17 protein-coding genes and 4 pseudogenes are annotated in these 19,692 nt (G+C 63.8%); 5 read left to right on the top strand and 16 right to left on the bottom strand.

Translation table 11 applies throughout. The annotated features are described in order from the left end of the window. Nucleotides 1–340 precede the first annotated feature (340 nt). Both J7302_RS04865 and J7302_RS04860 read left to right on the top strand, forming a co-directional pair. On the top strand, nucleotides 341–3,052 hold the full coding sequence (locus J7302_RS04865) for an AMP-binding protein (protein WP_349814424.1): 2,712 nt from the start codon (nucleotides 341–343) through the stop codon (nucleotides 3,050–3,052). A gap of 353 nt (nucleotides 3,053–3,405) precedes the next feature. Further along, nucleotides 3,406–3,696: a hypothetical protein gene (locus tag J7302_RS04860; RefSeq protein ID WP_215371291.1), complete on the top strand. Its 291-nt coding sequence runs from the start codon at nucleotides 3,406–3,408 to the stop codon at nucleotides 3,694–3,696. 249 nt (nucleotides 3,697–3,945) lie between these two features. Here the strand turns inward: J7302_RS04860 and J7302_RS04855 are convergent, their stop codons facing one another. Beyond that, nucleotides 3,946–4,413 (bottom strand): aminoacyl-tRNA deacylase, encoded by a 468-nt coding sequence (locus J7302_RS04855; RefSeq protein WP_215371286.1) that lies wholly within the window; start codon nucleotides 4,411–4,413, stop codon nucleotides 3,946–3,948. A 366-nt stretch (nucleotides 4,414–4,779) separates the two neighbouring features. Between J7302_RS04855 and J7302_RS04850 the strand changes: the two genes are divergently transcribed. Next, nucleotides 4,780–5,322: a hypothetical protein gene (locus J7302_RS04850; protein WP_215372523.1), complete on the top strand. Its 543-nt coding sequence runs from the start codon at nucleotides 4,780–4,782 to the stop codon at nucleotides 5,320–5,322. 95 nt (nucleotides 5,323–5,417) lie between these two features. On the opposite strand, the gene J7302_RS04845 is transcribed toward J7302_RS04850, so the two are convergent. From J7302_RS04845 to J7302_RS26390, 8 genes and pseudogenes are all read right to left on the bottom strand, one after another. Continuing rightward, nucleotides 5,418–5,882 (bottom strand): glycine cleavage system protein H, encoded by a 465-nt coding sequence (locus J7302_RS04845; protein WP_215371282.1) that lies wholly within the window; start codon nucleotides 5,880–5,882, stop codon nucleotides 5,418–5,420. Beyond that, a complete protein-coding gene (locus J7302_RS04840) occupies nucleotides 5,879–6,256 on the bottom strand; it encodes a DsrE family protein (RefSeq protein WP_215371279.1) in 378 nt (125 codons plus the stop codon). The genes J7302_RS04845 and J7302_RS04840 overlap by 4 nt, the downstream gene beginning before the upstream one ends. Continuing rightward, nucleotides 6,240–6,728 carry a GNAT family N-acetyltransferase gene (locus tag J7302_RS04835; RefSeq protein WP_251701900.1) on the bottom strand — a complete coding sequence of 163 codons (489 nt, stop codon included), beginning with the start codon at nucleotides 6,726–6,728 and terminating at the stop codon, nucleotides 6,240–6,242. Before J7302_RS04835 ends, J7302_RS04840 begins: the two co-directional genes overlap by 17 nt. A 22-nt stretch (nucleotides 6,729–6,750) precedes the next feature. Then, on the bottom strand, nucleotides 6,751–7,305 hold the full coding sequence (locus J7302_RS04830; RefSeq protein WP_215371272.1) for a DUF4136 domain-containing protein: 555 nt from the start codon (nucleotides 7,303–7,305) through the stop codon (nucleotides 6,751–6,753). A gap of 137 nt (nucleotides 7,306–7,442) precedes the next feature. Next, the gene (locus J7302_RS04825; RefSeq protein WP_215371270.1) at nucleotides 7,443–8,042 is read right to left on the bottom strand and encodes a DUF4136 domain-containing protein; all 600 of its coding nucleotides are present in this window, start codon (nucleotides 8,040–8,042) and stop codon (nucleotides 7,443–7,445) included. An 11-nt stretch (nucleotides 8,043–8,053) separates the two neighbouring features. Beyond that, nucleotides 8,054–8,803, bottom strand: coding sequence for a methyltransferase domain-containing protein (locus J7302_RS04820; RefSeq protein WP_215371266.1), 750 nt, complete (start codon nucleotides 8,801–8,803; stop codon nucleotides 8,054–8,056). Further along, nucleotides 8,800–9,105 carry a MazG-like family protein gene (locus tag J7302_RS04815; RefSeq protein WP_215371262.1) on the bottom strand — a complete coding sequence of 102 codons (306 nt, stop codon included), beginning with the start codon at nucleotides 9,103–9,105 and terminating at the stop codon, nucleotides 8,800–8,802. Before J7302_RS04815 ends, J7302_RS04820 begins: the two co-directional genes overlap by 4 nt. Nucleotides 9,106–9,159: 54 nt before the next feature. Continuing rightward, nucleotides 9,160–9,324: pseudogene (locus J7302_RS26390) on the bottom strand (acyl dehydratase); the annotation flags it as partial. A gap of 219 nt (nucleotides 9,325–9,543) precedes the next feature. On the opposite strand from J7302_RS26390, the gene J7302_RS04810 reads away from it, so the two are divergent. Continuing rightward, entirely contained in the window at nucleotides 9,544–10,542 is a 999-nt protein-coding gene (locus J7302_RS04810) for an AraC family transcriptional regulator (RefSeq protein WP_215372449.1), read from the top strand. Here J7302_RS04810 and J7302_RS04805 read toward each other — a convergent pair. Further along, nucleotides 10,539–11,194, bottom strand: a pseudogene (locus J7302_RS04805) (SDR family oxidoreductase); the annotation flags it as partial. The gene J7302_RS04810 and the pseudogene J7302_RS04805 overlap by 4 nt on opposite strands. Before the next feature lie 2 nt (nucleotides 11,195–11,196). On the opposite strand from J7302_RS04805, the pseudogene J7302_RS04800 reads away from it, so the two are divergent. Continuing rightward, nucleotides 11,197–11,564, top strand: a pseudogene (locus tag J7302_RS04800) (acetyl-CoA C-acetyltransferase); the annotation flags it as partial. A 276-nt stretch (nucleotides 11,565–11,840) separates the two neighbouring features. Here the strand turns inward: J7302_RS04800 and J7302_RS27100 are convergent. From J7302_RS27100 to J7302_RS04775, 6 genes and pseudogenes are all read right to left on the bottom strand, one after another. Continuing rightward, a pseudogene (locus J7302_RS27100) lies at nucleotides 11,841–12,146 on the bottom strand (ISL3 family transposase); the annotation flags it as partial. Nucleotides 12,147–12,276: 130 nt separating this feature from the next. Next, on the bottom strand, nucleotides 12,277–12,588 hold the full coding sequence (locus J7302_RS04795; RefSeq protein WP_215371259.1) for a hypothetical protein: 312 nt from the start codon (nucleotides 12,586–12,588) through the stop codon (nucleotides 12,277–12,279). Between the two features lie 104 nt (nucleotides 12,589–12,692). Beyond that, nucleotides 12,693–13,511: an outer membrane protein OmpK gene (locus J7302_RS04790; RefSeq protein WP_215371256.1), complete on the bottom strand. Its 819-nt coding sequence runs from the start codon at nucleotides 13,509–13,511 to the stop codon at nucleotides 12,693–12,695. Between the two features lie 373 nt (nucleotides 13,512–13,884). Further along, nucleotides 13,885–15,318, bottom strand: a complete 1,434-nt coding sequence (adeC, locus tag J7302_RS04785) for an AdeC/AdeK/OprM family multidrug efflux complex outer membrane factor (RefSeq protein ID WP_215371253.1) — start codon at nucleotides 15,316–15,318, stop codon at nucleotides 13,885–13,887. After that, on the bottom strand, nucleotides 15,315–18,452 hold the full coding sequence (locus J7302_RS04780) for an efflux RND transporter permease subunit (RefSeq protein WP_215371250.1): 3,138 nt from the start codon (nucleotides 18,450–18,452) through the stop codon (nucleotides 15,315–15,317). Before J7302_RS04780 ends, adeC begins: the two co-directional genes overlap by 4 nt. Nucleotides 18,453–18,464: 12 nt before the next feature. Then, nucleotides 18,465–19,607, bottom strand: a complete 1,143-nt coding sequence (locus tag J7302_RS04775; RefSeq protein ID WP_215371247.1) for an efflux RND transporter periplasmic adaptor subunit — start codon at nucleotides 19,605–19,607, stop codon at nucleotides 18,465–18,467. Nucleotides 19,608–19,692: the final 85 nt, after the last annotated feature.

The following is a 19,692-nucleotide window of genomic DNA, read 5'->3' as shown; positions in this document are numbered from 1 at the left end:
GCTTTCGACGAATCGAGCGGGCGTTATTCAGCGTTCAAATTCCTATCTTCCCGCCAAATCCAAGCCCAAGCCCTTGGAGATGCGGGGGCTTTTGCTTTTTCGGGCCAGCCAAGTGTCATAAAACGGCGATAGGGCAAGGCTGAACCGCAAGGCCCGAAAACGCGTGTATGGGCGCATAATCGGAACAGATGAGGAATTTTCCCGGCGAGGGCCTGCGATGTCTCATCCGCCTCCGGAAACTCGCACCGTTGCTGGCTTTGATGAGGACGCGGAAAAACTGCTCCGAGTCGTCCGGCGCTCTGTGGCCGAGTTGCGGCCACAGGCGGCGCCAGGATTGCGAGTGACCCTGCAAAGCGTGCTGGACGAGGACCTGGGCGTGGACAGTCTGGCTCGGGTCGAGCTCTGGTCGCAGATCGAGCGCGAGTTCGGGGTGCGTTTGCCGCAAGAATTGTTCGCTTCGGCCAGCACACCCGCTGATGTGCTGCGCGTGCTCCGCGGCGGCGCCGACCGATCGGAACAGCCTGCCTGGGTGGTAGATCCAGTCGCGCCCGGCAGCTTGGAGCGGCAGGTGCCGGATACTGCACGCACTTTGGTCGATGTATTGAGCTGGCATGCGCACTATCAGCCTGGGCATACCCACGTGCGGCTGTTGGGTGAAGACGACCGGCCGGAGGACATCAGCTACGGCGATCTGCAGCGTGAAGCCCAGGGCGTGGCGGCGGGGTTGCAAAAGGGTGGTTTGCGCACCGGACAGACCGTGGCCCTGATGTTGCCGACCGGCCGTGACTTTCTGCGGGGCTTTTTCGGCATTCTGCTGGCTGGCGGCATCCCGGTTCCCATCTACCCGCCGCTGCGCCTGTCACAGGTAGAGGATCACCTGCGGCGCCAGGCCGGCATCCTGTGCAATGCCGAGGCAAGGGTACTGATCACGGTGGCGGAGGCGAAGTTTCTCGCCCAGTTGCTCCGGTCCCAGGTCCCGAGCCTTGTGCGCATCGCCAGCGTGGCTGAGTTGGGTGGCGAGGGACAGGACTGCATGACGCCGACGCGGCAGCCGGAGGATATTGCTTTCCTCCAGTACACCTCAGGCAGCACCGGCCAACCCAAAGGGGTGATGGTGAGCCATGCCAACCTGCTGGCCAACTTGCGCGCCATGGGGACGACGCTTCAGGTGGAGCCTCGGGATGTGTTCGTCAGTTGGTTGCCCATGTACCACGACATGGGGCTGATAGGCGCCTGGCTGGGCAGCCTGTACTACGGCTTCAGCCTGGTGCTGATGTCGCCGTTGGCCTTCCTGGCCAGGCCGGGACGCTGGCTGTGGGCGATCCACCGCTTCCGCGGCACCCTGTCGGCAGCCCCCAATTTTGCCTACGAACTGTGCTTGGGGAAAATCTCCGATGCTGAGCTAGAGGGCCTGGACCTGAGCAGTTGGCGCCTGGCCTTCAATGGTGCCGAGCCGGTGAGTCCGAATACGCTGCAGCGCTTTGCCGAGCGTTTCGCACGTTATGGCCTTGATCCCCGTGCGTTGTCACCGGTCTACGGTCTGGCCGAGGGCACCCTGGGCGTGGCATTTCCGCCGCTCGGCCGGGGGCCGTTGATCGACCGGGTACAGCGCGAGGCCTTCCAGGCCCGGGGCCAGGCCATTCCCGCTGAAGCTGATGACGGCGCCACCCTGAGCTTCGTTTCCTGCGGCCGTCCATTGCCGGGGCATCAGGTGCGCATCGTCGATGGCAATGGCATCGAACTGCCCGAGCGCCGGGAAGGCCGGCTGCAATTCAGCGGGCCGTCGACCAGCGCCGGTTATTACCGCGCCCCGGAGGAGACCCGACGGGTGTTGCGTGACGGCTGGATGGACTCGCTCGACCTCGCCTACATGACCGCTGGTGAACTTTACATCAGCGGTCGGGCCAAGGACCTGATCATACGAGCCGGGCGCAATATCTATCCCTACGACGTCGAGGCAGCGATCGGCAGCCTCCCGGGCTTGCGCAAGGGATGCATCGCGGTGTTCGGTAGCCCCGACCCGGCCACGGGCACCGATCGCCTGGTGGTGATGGCGGAAAGTGCGGAGAAGGATAAGTCCACACGGCAGGGTTTGCGCCAGGCAATCAATCGAGTCGTGGTCGACATCACCGGTGTGCCGCCCGACGACATCGTTCTGGCGCCGCCCCGGAGCGTGCTCAAGACTTCCAGCGGCAAGATCCGTCGGGCCGCCTGCCGCGAGCTGTACCAGCGTGATGAAGTGGGGCGGCCTGGCCTGGCTCCATGGCGTCAGGTGCTGCGGCTGTTGGGGCAGGCCATCCACAGCTATCTCGGACGCGGCTGGCGGTCAGTCTGCACCCTGCGCTATGCCGTCTATATCTGGCTGCTTTTCTGGCTGGTCGCGCCGTTGACCTGGCTTGGCGTGGCGATCCTGCCGCGTCAGCGCTGGTGCCGCGCTTTCGCCCGGCGGGCCGCGCGGCTGTTCGTTCGACTGGCCGGGGTGCCGTTCAGTGTCGAGGGCGTGGAGCATATGCGGAAGGGCGGGCCGAGCGTGCTGGCCGCCAACCATTCCAGCTACCTCGACGGTGTCATCCTCTGCGCGGCGCTGCCGCCGCGGTTCGCCTTCGTCGCCAAGCGTGAGCTGGCCAGCCAATGGCTCGCCGGTCTGTTTCTGCGCAAGCTCGGCGCGCGGTTCGTCGAGCGCTTCGACCTGCAACGCAGTGTCGCGGACAGCGAGGCCTTGGCCGAAGCGCTGCGGACTGGCCAGTCCCTGGTGTTCTTCCCGGAAGGGACCTTCAGTCGCGAGCAGGGTCTGCGCGCCTTCCACATGGGCGCCTTCGTGCTTGCCGCGAACGCCGGGGTTCCCCTGGTCCCAGTCGCCATCCGTGGCACTCGCACGGTGTTGCGTGATGGTCAGTGGTTCCCGCTGCGGGGCGCGATCCACGTCAACCTGTGCGCGCCATTGGTGGCGGAGGGGCCGGGCTGGTCGGCGGCGATCAGTCTGCGGGATGCGGCGAGGGCGGTGCTGCTGGAGCACGTGGAAGAGTCGGAACGTACGCTGAGTCACGTTTGAGGGACCGCGGAGAGAAAAAAGTGAAACAGGGGGCGGTTTATTTGCCTGCCCCGGGACTGAAGGAAGAGACGTCAGGCAAACGATGACGAAGACTTCCGATCCCCATGCCCCTTATGTCGCCCGACCAGTCGTTGGGAGCTCGATCGTCCGTACCTTGGGCGTGGCGACGGGCGGTCACCTCAAGTGGGTATCGAGCCCTTGCGGCGTCTATGGCCGCTGCGCACTATTCGCGTCGGTTTTTCGGGAAATGAGTCACCACGCCGAGCGTACCCGCCAGGGAGCCTGGCCCGACCAAATGAGAAAGGCGCCTCCAGAAGGCGCCATCACGCACGAGCATCTAGTTAGGAGCTGATATGGTCATCCGATTCGCACTGGGCAGCGCACTGGTTCTCATGGCAAGCATGGCGTTTGCCGCAACACCTAAATCCAATGTCACACAGGCGGATAGCGATAATTACTACCTGAACTGGCAGGAACGGAACGGTGAAATTGCCCTCGACAGCGTCTGCAGCAAGAATGAAAAGGGGTCAACGCAGTTCCGCAACTGCCAACGGCACGCCCAGGTGATGTTCCGCAACCACTGCAAACAGTCGAACGACAAGTCCAGCAAGTGGTGCGTTGCTCAGAGCCGTTACAACCCCTGAGCCCGTGTCGGGAAAGTGTCGACATCAAAGACACGAATACCCCTAGAACGATTTGCCGGGTTTGCTGGAAACCCGGCAATAGCAAGGATTGCGGCGCAACGGGCAGGCAATTTACTGGGGGCGACTCCCACTGCCTTCCGTCCATTTCAAGCTACTTGTTCCTGTGGGTAGGTTCAGAGGCGAAGCAGACATCAGGGCCAAACCACCCCCCGGGCCAAATGCCTGCTTCCCCTTCGTACCTGGCCTCAATCACTCACAGAAGCGGCCGCGTTTGGCCTCGGGCATCAGCTCCAGATACTGCTGTCCGCTCATGTGCACCAGTTCGTTGTGATCGCCGGCCTCGAAGTAGATGTCCGGCTGTTCGGTCAGGGATTGGTCGATCAGGGTTTCCAGGCCGAAGATGTTGCCGACTGCAGGGATGGCGCCCAATTCGCAGTCGCCGAAGCGTTTGCTGAAATCGCCCTCACGGGCCAGTCGCCAGTGGCGGTGGGTCAGTTTGTGGACTTTCTCCAGGTCGACGTGACGCGTAGCAGGCACCACTGCCATCAGCCAGTGGCCCTGGAAGTCGTCGAGGATTACCGGCTTGGCCATCTGCTGGGGCGGTACACCGGCACGGCGCGCGGCTTCGCGGGTGGTCACGGATGCGGCATGGGACAGCACGTCATAGCGGGAATTATGCTGCGTGAGGCAGCTTTGCAACTGGGTGACCATGGTCATGAGACACCTCCAGCCAGGACGCCGGTTTGTCGCTCCCAGCCAGCCGGCGTTTCCGGCACACAAGGAGGAGCCTCCCGCTCCCCGCCCGGCACCAGCCGAAGGCGATGCCTCTTGTAAGTGTAGGGTCGAATTCATCCGCCACGCAGACCGGGGGTCTGCTGCTTGACCTATAGATTGAGGCCTCTTTGCGGCCTTTTGCGAATGATTTCGCACCTGCCAAGGATGGCCAGTCCTGCTTGAGGGCCCCAGTGCCTTCACTCTTTTGCCAACTGTCGCCCAGTTCACGTCGTTTCGTCGGCTAATCGAGAACCAAGGCCAGTAGGACTTGTCCTAAGACTGTCTCGTCGTATTGCCTGTGGAGGCACCATGTCTAAACACAAGAAGTCTCTCATCGCCCTTGCCGCATGCGCGTTCATGCTTGGCTCGGCGGCGATGCTGCCTAGTGAGCTGTCGTTCTTCGGTTCCGTCTATGCCCGTGGTAATGGCGGTGGCGGTGGCGGTGGCGGTGGCGGCGGTGGCGGCGGTGGCGGTGGCCACGGCGGCGGCCATGGTGGCGGTTACGGTGGTGGCCATGGTGGTGGCTTCGGCGGTGGGCTTGGTAGCGGTCATGGTTATGGCCGGAGCGGCGACCACGCGGACAAGGCGTCGCGGGATCGTGGTGAGAGTGGCAACCACTACGGTCGCGACAGTCGCGATGACGGCGGCCACCACTATGGACGCGACAGCGACGATGATAACGGCCACGGCTCGGTCACTTCGGGCCTGGCCAAGTCCCGGGATACCACCGGTCTTTCCAAGGCGCGCTCGATCTCGACCTCAACGCCCGGTGACCACAATGAGAAGGGCTTGCGCAACGCCACGACTTCTTCGATGAAAAACGACGACCGGAACGACCACGACGACTACTAAGCGATCGTGCATTTGCAACCGGAGCCCACGCACTCGCGTCGGGCTTCGGCAAGCATCAGCATCGGCCTGATGCGTGTTAACTCCAGGGCACCGTTTCAGTCCCGCCCCAATGCCTGCACCCCTTCATCTTCCGGGTCGTAACCGTCCAGACGCATGCGTTCGGCGAAGGCTGCAAGAGCGTCGTCGCCGCTAAGAAAGTCGGCTCTGGCGCTGGCCCAGTCGTCTGGTTGAATCCGCACCATCCAGCCAGCGCCATAACAGTCCTGATTGATCAGGGCCGGGCGGCGAACTACCGCTTCGTTGCTGACCTGAATGACGCCCGCCAGGGGACTGCGTGCCGAACAGGCGGCCTTGGCGAACTCCACCACGCCGAAGCTGCGGTCCTTGTCGATATGCTGGCCATCCCGCTTGGGGGTGAAGGCGAATATTTGCCCGTAGATCGCGCAGCCGTAGGCTGTGAGCCCGAGAGTCAGGCTGCCATTGGCTTCCTCGTGCAGCCAGAGGTTGTAGTCGGGCGCATAAAGAAGATGGTCGGGGAAGTCGAGTCCATGGATGTTCATAGCGTTAGCACCCGGTCGTATTCCAGGATCATTTGCGCCAGTTCGCCGCCGCTGGCGATCTCGTCCAGTTCGGGAATCAATGCGCCCTCGTCGATCGAAACCCCAGGTGCGCGGCACATCAGCAGGCGCGCGCCGGCCAGCTTGGCCTGCTGGATGAAGTAGCGTATCGGCTCACCCCCCGGAATGGCGCAGAGATGTTCGGCCACGTCGCTGCGGGCCAACTGGGTGGCTTCGCCGCTGAGGAAAAGGGTTACCTCGGCGTCCATGCAGGCCAGCAAGGTGGCGGTATGGAAGGGCGCGGCGCAACGGGCGGGCGTGCTGGGGCCGCTGCTGACCACAATGAGGACGCGCTGTGCCTTACTGGGCCGGCTCAAGGGACTTGTCCAGTTGCACCAGCGCTACACGCCGCCCATCCGGGCCCAGGCGTTCGACAATGCCGCTCGGTTGGTAGCCGAGCCGGCTGTAGAGCAGCAGGCCGCCGGCATTGGCATTGAAGCAGGAAACCTTCATCAGGCGGGCCTTGTACTGTTCGATGGCCAAGCGCTCCATGGCTTCGATCAGGTACTGGGCTACGCCCTGGCGGCGTGCCCAGGGTGCCACCATCACGTTGCCGAGGGCACAGTAGTCGCCGTGCTGCCATTGGTAGAAGTTGGCGAAGCCGGCCACTCGGCCATCCAGCAGCGCGACGGTGCTGCCACGACGTTCGGCCATGGCAGCGGCGAGTTGACCGACAGTGAGCGGCCAGCTGGCTTTCGGGTAGGCGAAGAACAACTCGTCCGCGTCCTGCGGGAAGCGCACCACCTCGTCCAGGTCCTGAGCGCTAGCGGGGCGGTGCTGGAATTGCAGGGGGTTCTGGGTCATCACGTCCTCATTGTGGCGGGTACTGTGCGATCACCTTGGCGACCGTCTCGCGGATCGCGGCTTCACGCTCGGCAGGGTTTGGCGGCGAGGCTTTCATGATCTGCTCTGCGCTACCGCGCCAGACCAGTTTGCCGTCCTTGCCGTCGAAGAAATCTACCTGAATGGTGGCGACCTTGTAGGTGTAGATGCGGGTTTCGGTGTAGGCCGGTCCGCCCCAATACCCATTCCATCCACCGCCCCAGTAACCGCCATAGTTGTAGTTGGATTGTTGCTGTCGTTCGTCGACGATCAGCCAGGATTGCACCATCAGATCAGGTTTATCGGTGGCGGGCCGGAGGCCGCGCTGGTCCAGTTGCTCGCCAACGGCTTCGCGGATGCGTTGTCCGGTGAGGTCGCTCTTGATGCGAGGGTCGTCCGGGCTGTATTGCACAGCGGGCTCCTTCCAGCTCCAGGTGTGGTAGGCGGCGAAATCACGGCTGCTGTCGTAGTCGCGATTGACCTGGTAGGTCTGGCACGCGGCCAGCAACAGGAGGAGGGGAAGCAGCAGCGTATGGCGGATCATGGTGCGTTCTCCAGTGCCATTGCCTTTATCGAAGCGCAAGGCTGGGCAGGGGGCAAGGGGAATGTCAGGAGGCGCTGCCGTCACCCCCGTCCCTCTCCCCGAAGTGAAGATGAGTGACGGTCGAGCCGGCTCGGACTTCAACGCGGTGGATAGTCATCCAGCGCTTCCCGCACCGCCTGACGCAGCGCATTGGCCCAGTCGGTGCGGCTGCCGATGGCGTCAGTTTCCGCGCTGCCGCTCCATACGCGTTGATTGTCGTGGGCGTCGAAGAACTCCAGATAGACCACCGCGACTTCCTGTTCATAAGTGCGCACGATGGGCACGCTGGCCCAGGCACCGTACTGGTCACGCCAGGGGCCGCTGCCATAGTAGGCTCCGCCGTAGTCATCATACTGCCGCAGGCGCCGCTCGAAGCGCAGGTCGGCGGCCACCAGGAGGTCGGCATCGGCGACATGGCGGGCCTGGCGCAGGCCGTGCTGGTCGAGACCGGAATTGACCATCTCGGCCATTTGCTCGGGCGTTGCCCAGTTGTTGCCGGCCGGCAGGCGGCCGTCGAGCCAGGTCCAGTCGCGATAACGGCCGTAGTCGCGCGGTGCGGCGGGGTAGGCGCTGGCATCGAAGATGGTCGCCGCGCCCGGTGGGGCGGGCGGCAGCGGGTTGGATACGGCGATGTATGGATTGGAGCTCTGGCAGGCGCCAAGGATGGCGGCGGCGGCCAATAGTCCGAGGCGTTTCATGGGGCCTCCCTTCAAAGCGGCCGGCAGATCCAGTGCAGGTAGCGGCCCAGGCCCATGAAACTGGGGTGGCGCCGATAGGCGAGTTCCATTTCCAACAGATCCACCAGTTCGGCCTTGGCCTGGAATTCCTGCGGCATGTAGTCGTGGAATACGCGCACACCGCTCTGTTGTTCGACCTGCCAGAGTCCGTCGAGTTGCGTGGCCAGCTCACGAGGGTCGAGCGGCCGCTGCGGGGTCAGGCTCTGGCCTTCGCCGGAAAACTTCTCCTTGCGCAGCTTGCGGAAGTGCCCCTTGAGCAGGTTGCGGTAGATCAGCGCGTCCTTGTTGTAGAAGGCCAGAGATAGCATGCCGCCCTTTGCTGTGAGCTGGTGCAGCACGGGCAGGATCGCGTGGGGCTCGGCCAGCCATTCCAGCACGGCGTGGCATAGCACCAGGTCGTAAGGCTCGGTCAGTTGGCCCAGCAGTTCCTGCCAGGGGGCCTGGAGGAAGGTGGCCGGCTGGCCCGCCCCGGCAAAGCGCTGGCGGGCGCCTTCAAGCATTGGTTCGGCGGGCTCGGCGACGGTTACCTGATGACCTCGTTCGGCCAGCCAGAGCGACATGTGGCCGAGACCGGCGCCTACATCGAGCACACGCAGGGGACGATCGGGCAGGGCTTCGGCCAGGTCGGCCTGGAGCACCGCGAGGCGAATGGCGCCTTTGGCTCCACCGTAGATTTTCTCGGCGAAACGCGTCGCCAAATCATCGAAGTGCCTATCAGTCATGAGCTGAATCGCCGTTCGCTGTCGGCCAGTTTGGCGCGTACCACTTGCTCCATGTCCAGGCCGAGTTCGGCGCAGAGCAGCAGCAGGTAGAGAACGATGTCGCCCACTTCCTGGCCTGCGTGTTCGAGCTTTTCCGGGGGCAGTTGGCGGGACTGCTCTTCAGTCAGCCATTGGAAGATTTCCACCAGCTCGGCCATTTCGACGCTGGCGGCCATGGCCAGGTTCTTCGGGCTGTGGAATTGCCGCCAGTCGTTGCGATCGCGGATGGCGTGCAAGCGGGCGGTGAGTTCGTCGAGGTTCATGCGGCTCTCCTTGGAACCGCATAGCTTCCTGCTGAAGGTGTACTGGCGCAAGCCTTAGCTGATCGGCTTCCAACTGCCTGTCATATGCGGCACGTCATCTTTGCCGCACAGGGCGAGCGGGCCGCTGGGCGCTGGATCGCTGGCCAGCAACGACACTTCGCTGGGGAGCAGCATGGGTTTCTGGAAGCGCACCTCCACTTCATAACCGGCGGCGGGCAGGGCGCGCGGGCAGGTCGAGCCAGTCGGTGGCCATGGTCAGTCTCCTGTAAGCGAATGGAGCCAGCATAGCCAGTAGTAGGGGCGGCATATTGGCCGCCCGGCCCAAGACCCTGGCAGGGCAGTCAATCGCTCTGCCGCCTGCGTTGCAGCCTTGAGTGGCGGGGAGAAAGCTGCATAAGATGGCCGCGCCTCGCAGATAACAAGAAAACTACGAAAATGATGCGTGATCTGACCGACGACGTGACGCTGATGCGACCGGTGATCGACGCCCTGCGTGCCAGCGGCACTGACCCTGACAAAGTGCTCGGGCGCGTGGGCCTGCCGCCAGGCGGCTTGCCGGCCGGGCGTTTTCCCCATGCTGCCCAAACCCAGTTCTGGAAGGCCGCAGCCGATGAGTGCGGCGAAGAGCATGTGGGCCTTTATCTGGCCGGCCACCTGTCTGCCTTCCACGGCCTGCTGCTGGAATACCTGTTCCTCTCCAGCAGCACTTTCGGCGAAGGCCTGCGCCATGCACTGCGTTATGTGCGCCTGCTCTCCGACACCCTCGATGCCGGCTTGGAAATCGAGGGTGGCCGCGCCGTGCTCGCTCTCGGCCAGCATCCGGGAAGCAACCGACACTTTCCGGAGATGCTCGCCGGTGCAGCTATCCGCCTGTTCCATGCCCTGACCGAAGGTGCCTTCAAGCCGCAGGAGGTGCAATTGATGCATGCCGAGGGCGCCCCTGCTGAGCGTTATCAGGCCGTCTATGGCTGCCCGGCGCGCCTGGGGGCTGAGCGTTTTGCGCTGATCTTCGATGCTGCCGTGCTCGACGAACCTTCCCGCCACGCCGCGTCGGACCTGCTGCGCATGCACGAATCCCAGGCACGGCGACAACTCGCGGAGGTGGAGCGCCTGGACCTGGTGCGCCAGGTGCGCGAGCTGATCGGTGAGCTGCTGGTGGATGGCGGCGCGACCCTGGAACAGGTGGCGACGCGCCTGAACATGCCGGCGCGGCGCTTGCGCGAGCGCCTGACCGTGGCCGGCGTGCGCTTCAACGACCTGGTGACCGACTACCGCTGTCGCCTGGCCAAGGAGCTGTTGTTGAAGACCGACGAACGCATCGAGGTCATCGTCGAACGCACCGGCTTTTCCGAGCCGAGCACCTTCTACCGTGCGTTCAAGCGCTGGATGGGGGAGACGCCGGTCGAGTTTCGGCGGCGCGGGAAGGCGGCCATTTAAGCCCCGATCAGACTCTGCCCACACACCCGCAGCACCTGGCCGGTCAGGGCGCCGGATTTCGGCTGGGCGAACCAGGCCACGGCTTCGGCCACGTCCTGCGGCAGGCCACCCTGGTTCATGGAGTTCATGCGGCGGCTGGCTTCGCGGATGGTAAAGGGAATGACGGCGGTCATCTGAGTTTCGATGAAATCCGGCGCGACGGCGTTGATGCTGATCCCTCGCTTGGCCAGGACCGGCGCCCAGGCCTGGACCAGGCCAATCACTCCGGCCTTGCTGACTGGGTAGTTGGTCTGGCCCATGTTGCCCGCGATGCCACTGATCGAGGCGATCAGCACCACGCGGCTGTTGTCGTGCAGTTTGCCGGCGTCCAGTCGTGACTGGGTGAGCACCTGCGGGGCGCGCAGGTTGACGTTGATCACTGAGTTCCAGAAGTTGTCGCTCATCTTGGCGAGGGTCTTGTCACGGGTGATGCCAGCTTGTGCACAAGGATGTCTACGCCCTCGGGCAGGGCCTCCTTGGCCTGGGGGACGTCCAGCGGCACTACGTCGGCGCCGTCGCGTGCCAGGGTTTCCGCGATGGCGGCGCCGATCCCGCGTGAAGCGCCGGCGACCAGCGCGCGCTTGCCAGCCAGGGGGCGGGTCCAGTCCTGCACGCGGTCAGCGCAGGGCGCCGGTCTACGCCGTGCCGCGGCTGTTGGCGCGCAACAACCTGAGCCTGCAGGACTTTGATTATTACGAGATTCACGAGGCTTTCGCCGACCAGGTGCTCTGTACCCTCAAGGCATGGGACGACGCCGAGTACTGCAAGACCCGTCTCGGTCTGGACAAGCCGCTGGGCGCAATCGACCGCAGCCGGATGAACGTCAAGGGTACTCGCTGGCGGCCGGCCACCCCTTCGCCGCCACCGGCGGACGCATTGTCGCCAACCTGGCCAAGCTGCTGTCGGTGGCGGGGGAAGGGCGCGGGCTGATCTCGATTTGCGCGGCGGGCGGTCAAGGTGTGACCGCGATCCTGGAAAAGTAATCCAATACCTGTGGCTACAAGTCATCGTGGCCACGCGATGTAAGCAACTCCGTGATTTAGGGCGGCCCGCAATGTCGGGGCCGCCCTTTTTTTTGGTTCATCGCGGAATCTGGGGGCGATGTGAGTTGACAGCCGGATAGCCGGTACTCTCTCTGTAGGAGCCAGCTTGCTGGCGAACATGCGCCATTCGCCAGCAAGCTGGCTCCTACAAGGTTTCGCGCGCCTTCGATGTGTCACTCCGCCCGGCAAGTCCGCCAAGGAGGTGTTGCAGGCTGCTTTCCGGGGAAGGCGGGAAGCCGGCGCCAGCCAGTCGATCCGCTCGGATACGCGTCCGCAGTACAGGCAGTCGACGCGACGCACCGGCAGTTGCAGCAGGACGCGCTGATCCTGCAGGTCACGATCCCGCACCTGGCGGATGTGCTGCTGCTCGTGGATCAACAGGTTGGGTTTGGCCCACCGGCCGCAAATCGGGAAGCGCTCGGTTTGGGGTTCAAGACTGATCAGCAGGGTGTCGTGAGTGGATTGGCGACAGGCGACGACCTCGTAGCCTGGCCAGAAAGCGGCCAGATCAATAGGGTGCACGGCGACAGCAGGGGGGGTTGGGATGTTTGGCGATTGCCAATTTACCCACTTCCCCGACTGTCAACTCGCTCTTCCCCCAGATTCTGCGAAGAACCTTTTTTTTCGTGCGCGCAAAGAGGGCGTCGGCCCTTCAGGCCACCAGTTCGACCATGGCGCGGAGCACGGTGAGGCCGACGAAGGTGCCCATGGCGATCAGAGTGGGGCGGGGCATGCTGTCGGCAAAACCGCGGTACCTGATGGGGGATAGGAACAGTCTCGGCCAGCAGGCAAAGCCTGCGCACAGTGTCAACAGGGACAGCAGAGCGAGAAAGTATGAGAAATTGAACGGCTCGTCGGAGAGCGCAAAGCTCACCAGGATGGCGAGGCCGATAGCGGCCCAGCCGGCAGATACCAGGCGCTCACCCAAAGGACGCCGAGAGGCTTGGGGATCGACGCGGGCCATCGGGCGGTTCCTTGTCTTGCAGGGAGGGGGGCTGGCGCGCATTTTTTCACGTCGCTCGCGAAAGGCGCAAGACAGAGGGCCCGGCGGGTGCCGGGCCGATTGGATCAGAAGTGCACCTTGGCCAGAAGGCTGAAGGTGTTCTGGTCGCTGCCGCCGAGAATTTCGTCGCCGAGGAAGCTGTTGTCGTCGATGGCGTACTTGTTCTTCCAGTAGTCGTACTCGATGCCGACATAGAAGTGTTTGACCGCGCTCCAGCCCATGGCCTTGCCCAGGTCGTACTTGATCTGCGGGTTGAAGTGCAGGTTGGCATGAAGATCGTTGGGACGGCTGGAAGTGGCGTCCTTGTTGTTCCACACCCAGTCCATGAAGCCGTCGATGACCAGCTCCGAGTTGCCCACCGGAATGGTGTAGGACCACGCCGGGGTGACCTGCCACTGGCCGGACGGGTTGTTGGTGATGCCGTCGGGCTTGCGGTAGTAGAAGTTCAGCTGGAAGTAGTCGAAGCCAGGGACCTTCAGATCGAACCCCGGGCCTAGCAAGTAATTCTGGTTGTGGTTTTCGCCGCGTTCGTAAGTGGCGGCCAGCAGCACGTCGCTGATGGGGCCAAATTCGAGCTTCTGATCGAAGACCTTGCCGAAGGACAGGCGCGGCGAGATTTCGCCGTAATAGGTGTTCTTGCCGAGGTTCGGGTCCTCCTCGCCGTTGTAGTTGATCTGGTCAACGAAGATGAACAGGTCGCCGAAACTCCAACCGCTGGCATGCTCGAAGGTGACGGTCTGCTGGATTTCCGGATTGATCGTGAAATCCTTGCCATAGAGGTAGGTGAGGCTGTTGTCCTGCCACAGCAGCAGGTCATCGGCCGCAGCCTGACCGCTGACCAGCAGGCTGCCAGCAAGCATCAGGGAGGAGAGGGGGCGGTTCATCAAATGGGCTCCAAGTGTCTTGGTGTCTATCGGTGCAGATCTTGTCTTTTTGGTCAGAATGTTCTGCCAGGGCAATGACGGCACCACGTTTCGCAGCGCTTCGAACGGGCGCGCGATTATCGGGGGAAGACAAGGTTTTTCAAGCGGTTATGCGAATTTTGCCGAGATTCAGCGATTGCTGGAGCCAGGAGGCTGCGCGGAATCGGGTGAAAAACTGACCAGGCGAACAGTTTTGATTGGGGGTGTGGGTGCGAATTCATTCGCAAAGGGCAGCGTGGCTGCCCCATGGGGTCCAAGGGCAGGCCAGTGGTCTGCTTTGCGAATGAATTCGCACCCACAAAGGAGCCTCGGCATTAACACCGAGGCTTTCAAGTCAAGCCTGCGGAGCCTTGCCCTCCGGCTCCTTCCAGCCGCCACCCAGTGCCTTGTACAGGTTCACTTCGCTGGCGAGCTGGTTGAGTCGATCGCTGATCAGCTGCTGACGGGCGCTGAACAGCTGGCGCTGGGCATCGAGCAGGGTCAGGTAGCTGTCGACGCCAGTGCGATAGCGACGCTCGGCCAAGCGGTAGTACTCGGCAGTGGTGCTGACCAGCGCGCGCTGGGCGCCGAGCTGCTGTTGGTAAGTGGTGCGGGCGGCGAGGCCGTCGGCGACCTCCTGGAAGGCCACCTGGATGGCCTTTTCGTACTGCGCCACCTGGATGTCCTTCTGCAGCTCGGCGTAGTCGAGGTTCGCCTCGAGGCGTCCGGCGGTGAAGATCGGCAGGCTGATCTGCGGCTGGAACAACCAGCTGCCGGAGCCGGCGTCGAACAGCCCGGACAGCTCGTTGCTCATGCTGCCGGCGTTGGCGGTCAGACTGACGCTGGGGAAGAACGCTGCACGCGCCGCACCGATATTGGCATTGGCGCCCTTGAGCAGGTGTTCGGCCTGAAGCAGGTCGGGCCGCCGTTGCAGCAGGTCAGAGGGCAGCCCGGCGGGCACTTCCGCCAGCAGGTCGGCATCCAGTGCCAGGCCCGTGGGTAGGTCGGCCGGCAGGCCGGTGCCGACGAGTTGGACCAGCGCGTTGCGGTCCTGGGCCACCAAGCGGGTGTATTGCGCCAGGCTGACCTGGGCACTTTCCACGGCGGTGCGGGCCTGGCTCAGGGCGAGCGCATCGGCGACGCCGACGTCGAAGCTGCGCTGGGTGAGGGCGTAGCTTTGCTCGTAGGTCTTGAGAGTCTCCTGGGTCAGCTTCAGCAGGGCCTGGTCAGCCTGCCAGTCGAGATAGGCGGTCGCGACCGAGGCGACCAGGCTGATCTGGGTGCTGCGGCGGGCCTGTTCGGTGGCGAAATACTGCTCCAGCGCTTGCTGGTTGAGGCTGCGCAGGCGACCGAAGAAGTCCAGCTCCCAGGCACTGGTACCGAGGGTGGCGCTGTAGGTGCTGCTGGTATCGGCCTGGCCGCTCTGGCTCATGATGCCCGGCGTACGCTGGCGGGTGGCGCCACCGTCGGCGGAAATGCCCGGGAACAGCTCGGAGCGCTGGATGCGGTACAGCGATTGATAAGCCTGGACATTGAGCGCAGCAGTGCGCAGATCGCGGTTGTTCTCCAGGGCGGTTTGCACCAGCTGGCGAAGGGCCGGGTCCTGGAAGAATTCGCGCCAGTCGAGGTCGGCGGCGGGCGTGGTGACTTGCGCAGTGCCCATCTCATAGGCCTGGCCCTCGGGCCAGGCAGCATCCACCGGCGCTTCGGGGCGCTGGTACTCGGGGATCATCGAGCAGCCGCCGAGCAGGGTGGCGGCAACGGCGAGGGACAACAGGGACTGCTTCACTGCAGCACCTCCTTCTTGATTGCGGCCTTGCTCGCCTTGTCCTTGAACAGCGAGCAGACCAGCACGTAGAACAACGGCACCCAGAAGACCGCCAGTACGGTGGCGGTGAGCATGCCGCCGATCACCCCTGTGCCGATGGCATGCTGGCTACCGGAGCCGGCGCCATTGGAAATGGCCAGGGGCACCACGCCGAGGATGAACGCCAGCGAGGTCATGATGATTGGGCGCAGGCGCATGCGGCAGGCTTCCACGGCGGCTTCGAACAGGCTTTTGCCCTGCTCGTGCAGTTCTTTGGCGAACTCGACGATGAGGATCGCGTTCTTCGCCGACAGGCCGATGGTGGTGAGCAGGCCGACCTGGAAGAACACGTCATTGGAGAGGCCGCGCATGCTGGTGAACAGCAGCGCGCCGATCACCCCGAGCGGAACCACCAGCATCACCGAGAACGGGATCGACCAGCTCTCGTAGAGCGCCGCCAGGCAAAGGAATACCACCAGCAGCGACAGTGCGTAGAGCGCCGGTGCCTGGGCGCCGGATAGGCGTTCCTCGTACGAGAGGCCGGTCCAGGAGTAGCCGACGCCAGTCGGAAGTTCGGCGGCGATCTCTTCCACCGCGGCCATGGCTTCACCCGAGCTGTAGCCTGGGGCAGCCTCACCCAGGATTTCCACTGCCGGCACGCCGTTGTAGCGCGACAGCTTGGGGGGGCCGTAAATCCATTCGCCGCTGGCAAAGGCGCTGAAAGGCACCATCTGGCCCTGGTCGTTGCGCACGTACCACTTGCTGAGGTCCTCGGGGTTCATGCGCGCTTCGGGTTCACCTTGCAGGTAAACCTTCTTCACCCGGCCACGGTCGATGAAGTCGTTGACGTAGCTGGCGCCCCAGGCGATGGACACGGTGTTGTTGATGTCGGAAAGGGACACGCCATGGGCGCGGGCCTTCTCGTCGTCGATCAGCAACTGGTACTGCGGCTCGTCGCGCAGGCCGTTGGCGCGCACGCGGGTGAGCACCGGGTTCTTCGCGGCCAGTTCGAGGAACTGATCACGCGCGGCATTCAGTGCTTCGTGACCGACGCCGGCGCGGTCTTGCAGGAAGAAGTTGAAGCCGGTGGCGTTACCCAGCTCCATCACTGCCGGCGGAGCGAAGGCGAAGACCATGGCATCGCGGAAGCTGAAGAAGTGCTGCTGCGCGCGCTGGGCCAGGTCGAACACGCTCTGGCCCTCAGCCTGACGCTCTTCCCACGGCTTGAGCATGATGAAGGCCATGCCCGAGCTCTGGCCGCGGCCGGCGAAGTTGAAGCCGGTGACGGTGAACACTGACTTGACCGTTTCAGTCTCTTCGGTGAGTAGGTATTCGCGCATCTGGTCGACGACCGCCAGGGTACGCTCTGCACTGGCGCCGGCCGGAGTCTGGACCTGGGCGAAGAGCACGCCCTGGTCTTCGTCGGGGAGGAAAGCGGTAGGGATGCGGGTGAACAGCCAAGCCATGATCGCGAGGATCACCAGGTACATCACCAGGTAAGGAGCCTTGCGCTTGAGGATGTTGCGCACGCCGCGCTCGTAGCTGTGCACGCCGCGCTCGAAGGTGCGATTGAACCAGCCGAAGAAGCCACGCTTGGGGCCGTGGTCGCCATGGGCGACCGGCTTGAGCAGGGTGGCGCAGAGGGCCGGGGTGAAGATCAGTGCCACCAGCACCGAGAGCGACATGGCTGCGACGATGGTGATGGAGAACTGCCGGTAGATCACCCCGGTGGAGCCACCGAAGAAGGCCATCGGCAGAAACACCGCCGAGAGCACCAGGGCGATACCCACCAGGGCACCCTGGATCTGGCCCATGGATTTGCGTGTGGCTTCCAGCGGCGACAGACCTTCCTCGGCCATCACCCGCTCGACGTTCTCGACCACGACAATGGCGTCGTCCACGAGCAAACCGATGGCCAGGACCATGGCGAACATGGTCAGGGTGTTGATGGTGAAACCGAACATCGCCAGCACACCGAAGGTGCCCAGCAGCACCACCGGCACCGCCAGGGTGGGGATGATGGTGGCGCGGAAGTTCTGCAGGAACAGGAACATCACCAGGAACACCAGCACGATGGCCTCGCCCAGGGTGTGAATCACACCTTCGATGGAGGCGGAGACTACCGGGGTGGTGTCATAGGGGAACACCACTTTCATCCCTGCAGGGAAGAAAGGTTCCAGATCGGAAATGGTGGCGCGGATGGCCTTGGCCGTGTCCAGAGCGTTGGCACCAGTCGCCAGTTTGATTGCCATGCCGGAGGCTGGCTTGCCGTTGAACTGGGCGCTGATGCTGTAGTTCTCGCCGCCCAACTCGATCTTGGCGACGTCGCTCAGGCGCACCTGGGAACCGTCGCGATTGACCTTGAGCAGGATGGCGCCGAACTGTTCCGGAGTCTGCAGGCGGGTCTTGCCGATGATGGTGGCATTCAGCTGGGTACCCGGGGAGGCGGGCAGACCACCGAGCTGGCCGGAGGAGATCTGTACGTTCTGCGCCTGGATGGCGCTCTTCACGTCGACTGGCGTCAGTTGGTAGTTGTTCAGTCGCGCCGGGTCGAGCCAGATGCGCATCGCATACTGCGCACCGAACACCTGGAAGTCGCCGACGCCCTTGGTCCGCGAGATCGGGTCCTGGATGTTGGAGACGATGTAGTTGGCCAGGTCGTTCTTGTCCATGCTGCCGTCTTCGGAGACGACGCCGATGACCAGCAGGAAGTTCTTCACTGCCTTGGTCACGCGGATGCCCTGCTGCTGCACTTCTTGCGGAAGCAACGGAGTGGCCAGTTGCAGCTTGTTCTGCACCTGCACCTGGGCGATGTCAGGGTTGGTGCCCTGCTCGAAGGTGGCAGTGATGGTCATGCTGCCGTCGGAGTTGCTCTCCGAGGAGATGTAGCGCAGACCGTCGATGCCGTTGAGCTGCTGCTCGATGACCTGCACCACGGTGTCCTGCACCGTCTGTGCGGAAGCGCCCGGATAGCTGACCGAGATACCCACTGCCGGCGCGGCGATGCTGGGATATTGGTTTACCGGCAATTTGAGAATGGACAAGGCGCCGGCGAGCATGATCACCAGCGCGATCACCCAGGCGAAGATCGGGCGATCGATGAAGAACTTAGACATCTAGCAGGCTCCTCAGGGGCGCTTGGCCAGGCCGTCGCCTGCCGCTTGCTGGCTGGCGACGTTGGTTGCGGGGGCAGCTTGCACTTCAGCCCCGGGGCGAACGAACTGCAGGCCTTCGGTGATCAGTCGGTCGCCGGGGTTGAGCCCTTCGCTAACCAGCCAGCGGTCGCCGGCGGTGCGATCGGCCTTGAGGTGGCGCAGCTCCACCTTGTTCTCTTCGTTCACCACCAGGGCGGTGGCCTGGCCCTTGAGGTCGCGCGTGATGCCCTGCTGTGGCGCGAGGATGGCCTGTTGCTTGACCGCAGAGCTCAGGCTCGCATGGACGAACATGCCGGGCAGCAGGTCGTGCTCGGGGTTGGGGAACACGGCGCGCAAGGTCACCGAACCGGTGCCCTCGTCCACAGAAACCTCGGAGAACTCCAGGGTGCCCTCATGGGGGTACAGGCTGCCGTCTTCCAAGGTCAGGGTGACGCGGGCGCCATTCTGGCCGGCCTTCTGCAGCTGCCCTTCGGCCATCTCGCGGCGCAGGCGGAGCAGGTCGCTGGTCGACTGGGTGACGTCCACATAGATCGGATCGAGCTGCTGGATGGTGGCCATAGCCAGTGTCTGGCCGTTGCTCACCAGCGCCCCCTCGGTGACGGCGGAGCGCCCGACGCGACCGGAAATAGGCGCTAGCACCTTGGTGTAGCGCAGATCGATGCGGGCCTTTTCCAGCGCAGCTTCGGCTTGCAGGCGTGCAGCTTGGGATTCATCGAAGGCCTGCTTGCTCACTGCCTGGTCGCTGACCAGATCCCTGTAGCGCTCAGCAAGCGATTTGGCCGAGGCCAGGCTGGCCTGGGCGCTCTTGTAGCTGGCCGAGTAGACCGCCGGGTCGATCTGGTAGAGCTGCTGCCCGGCCTTGACCTCGCTGCCCTCGGTGAACAGGCGCTTCTGGATGATGCCGTCGACCTGCGGGCGTACTTCTGCGATGCGGTAGGCGCTAGTGCGGCCGGGGAGTTCGGTAGTCAGCGTGAAGGGCTGGGCCTGCAGGGTCACGACGCCGACCTTGGGCGTCTGGCTGGGCGGTGGGGCAGAGGCTTCCTGGCAGCCGCTCAGGCTGAGCACGGCCAGTGCGACGGCGGAGACCAATGCGGCCAAGGCTGGCTTCATATGCATTTTGCTGGGACCTCGTTGGTACTGACGGCGGCCCCTTGGTCGGGACGCGCTCTAGACGGGGAGTTCTGGATTCATTTGGAGGCTG

The sequence above is a fragment of the Metapseudomonas boanensis genome, assembly GCF_018704125.1.
GTDB lineage: Bacteria > Pseudomonadota > Gammaproteobacteria > Pseudomonadales > Pseudomonadaceae > Metapseudomonas > Metapseudomonas boanensis.
This window is presented reverse-complemented; position numbering and strand designations above follow the sequence as displayed.

What these genes read in the sequence shown, in the direction of transcription:
- J7302_RS04860 (WP_215371291.1), top strand. Translation starts at nt 3,406, where the DNA reads ATGGTCATCCGATTCGCACTGGGCAGCGCACTGGTTCTCATGGCAAGC.
- J7302_RS04855 (WP_215371286.1), bottom strand. Translation starts at nt 4,413, where the DNA reads ATGACCATGGTCACCCAGTTGCAAAGCTGCCTCACGCAGCATAATTCC.
- J7302_RS04850 (WP_215372523.1), top strand. Translation starts at nt 4,780, where the DNA reads ATGTCTAAACACAAGAAGTCTCTCATCGCCCTTGCCGCATGCGCGTTC.
- J7302_RS04845 (WP_215371282.1), bottom strand. Translation starts at nt 5,882, where the DNA reads ATGAACATCCATGGACTCGACTTCCCCGACCATCTTCTTTATGCGCCC.
- J7302_RS04830 (WP_215371272.1), bottom strand. Translation starts at nt 7,305, where the DNA reads ATGATCCGCCATACGCTGCTGCTTCCCCTCCTCCTGTTGCTGGCCGCG.
- J7302_RS04825 (WP_215371270.1), bottom strand. Translation starts at nt 8,042, where the DNA reads ATGAAACGCCTCGGACTATTGGCCGCCGCCGCCATCCTTGGCGCCTGC.
- J7302_RS04820 (WP_215371266.1), bottom strand. Translation starts at nt 8,803, where the DNA reads ATGACTGATAGGCACTTCGATGATTTGGCGACGCGTTTCGCCGAGAAA.
- J7302_RS04815 (WP_215371262.1), bottom strand. Translation starts at nt 9,105, where the DNA reads ATGAACCTCGACGAACTCACCGCCCGCTTGCACGCCATCCGCGATCGC.
- J7302_RS04810 (WP_215372449.1), top strand. Translation starts at nt 9,544, where the DNA reads ATGCGTGATCTGACCGACGACGTGACGCTGATGCGACCGGTGATCGAC.
- J7302_RS04795 (WP_215371259.1), bottom strand. Translation starts at nt 12,588, where the DNA reads ATGGCCCGCGTCGATCCCCAAGCCTCTCGGCGTCCTTTGGGTGAGCGC.
- J7302_RS04790 (WP_215371256.1), bottom strand. Translation starts at nt 13,511, where the DNA reads ATGAACCGCCCCCTCTCCTCCCTGATGCTTGCTGGCAGCCTGCTGGTC.
- J7302_RS04780 (WP_215371250.1), bottom strand. Translation starts at nt 18,452, where the DNA reads ATGTCTAAGTTCTTCATCGATCGCCCGATCTTCGCCTGGGTGATCGCG.
- J7302_RS04775 (WP_215371247.1), bottom strand. Translation starts at nt 19,607, where the DNA reads ATGCATATGAAGCCAGCCTTGGCCGCATTGGTCTCCGCCGTCGCACTG.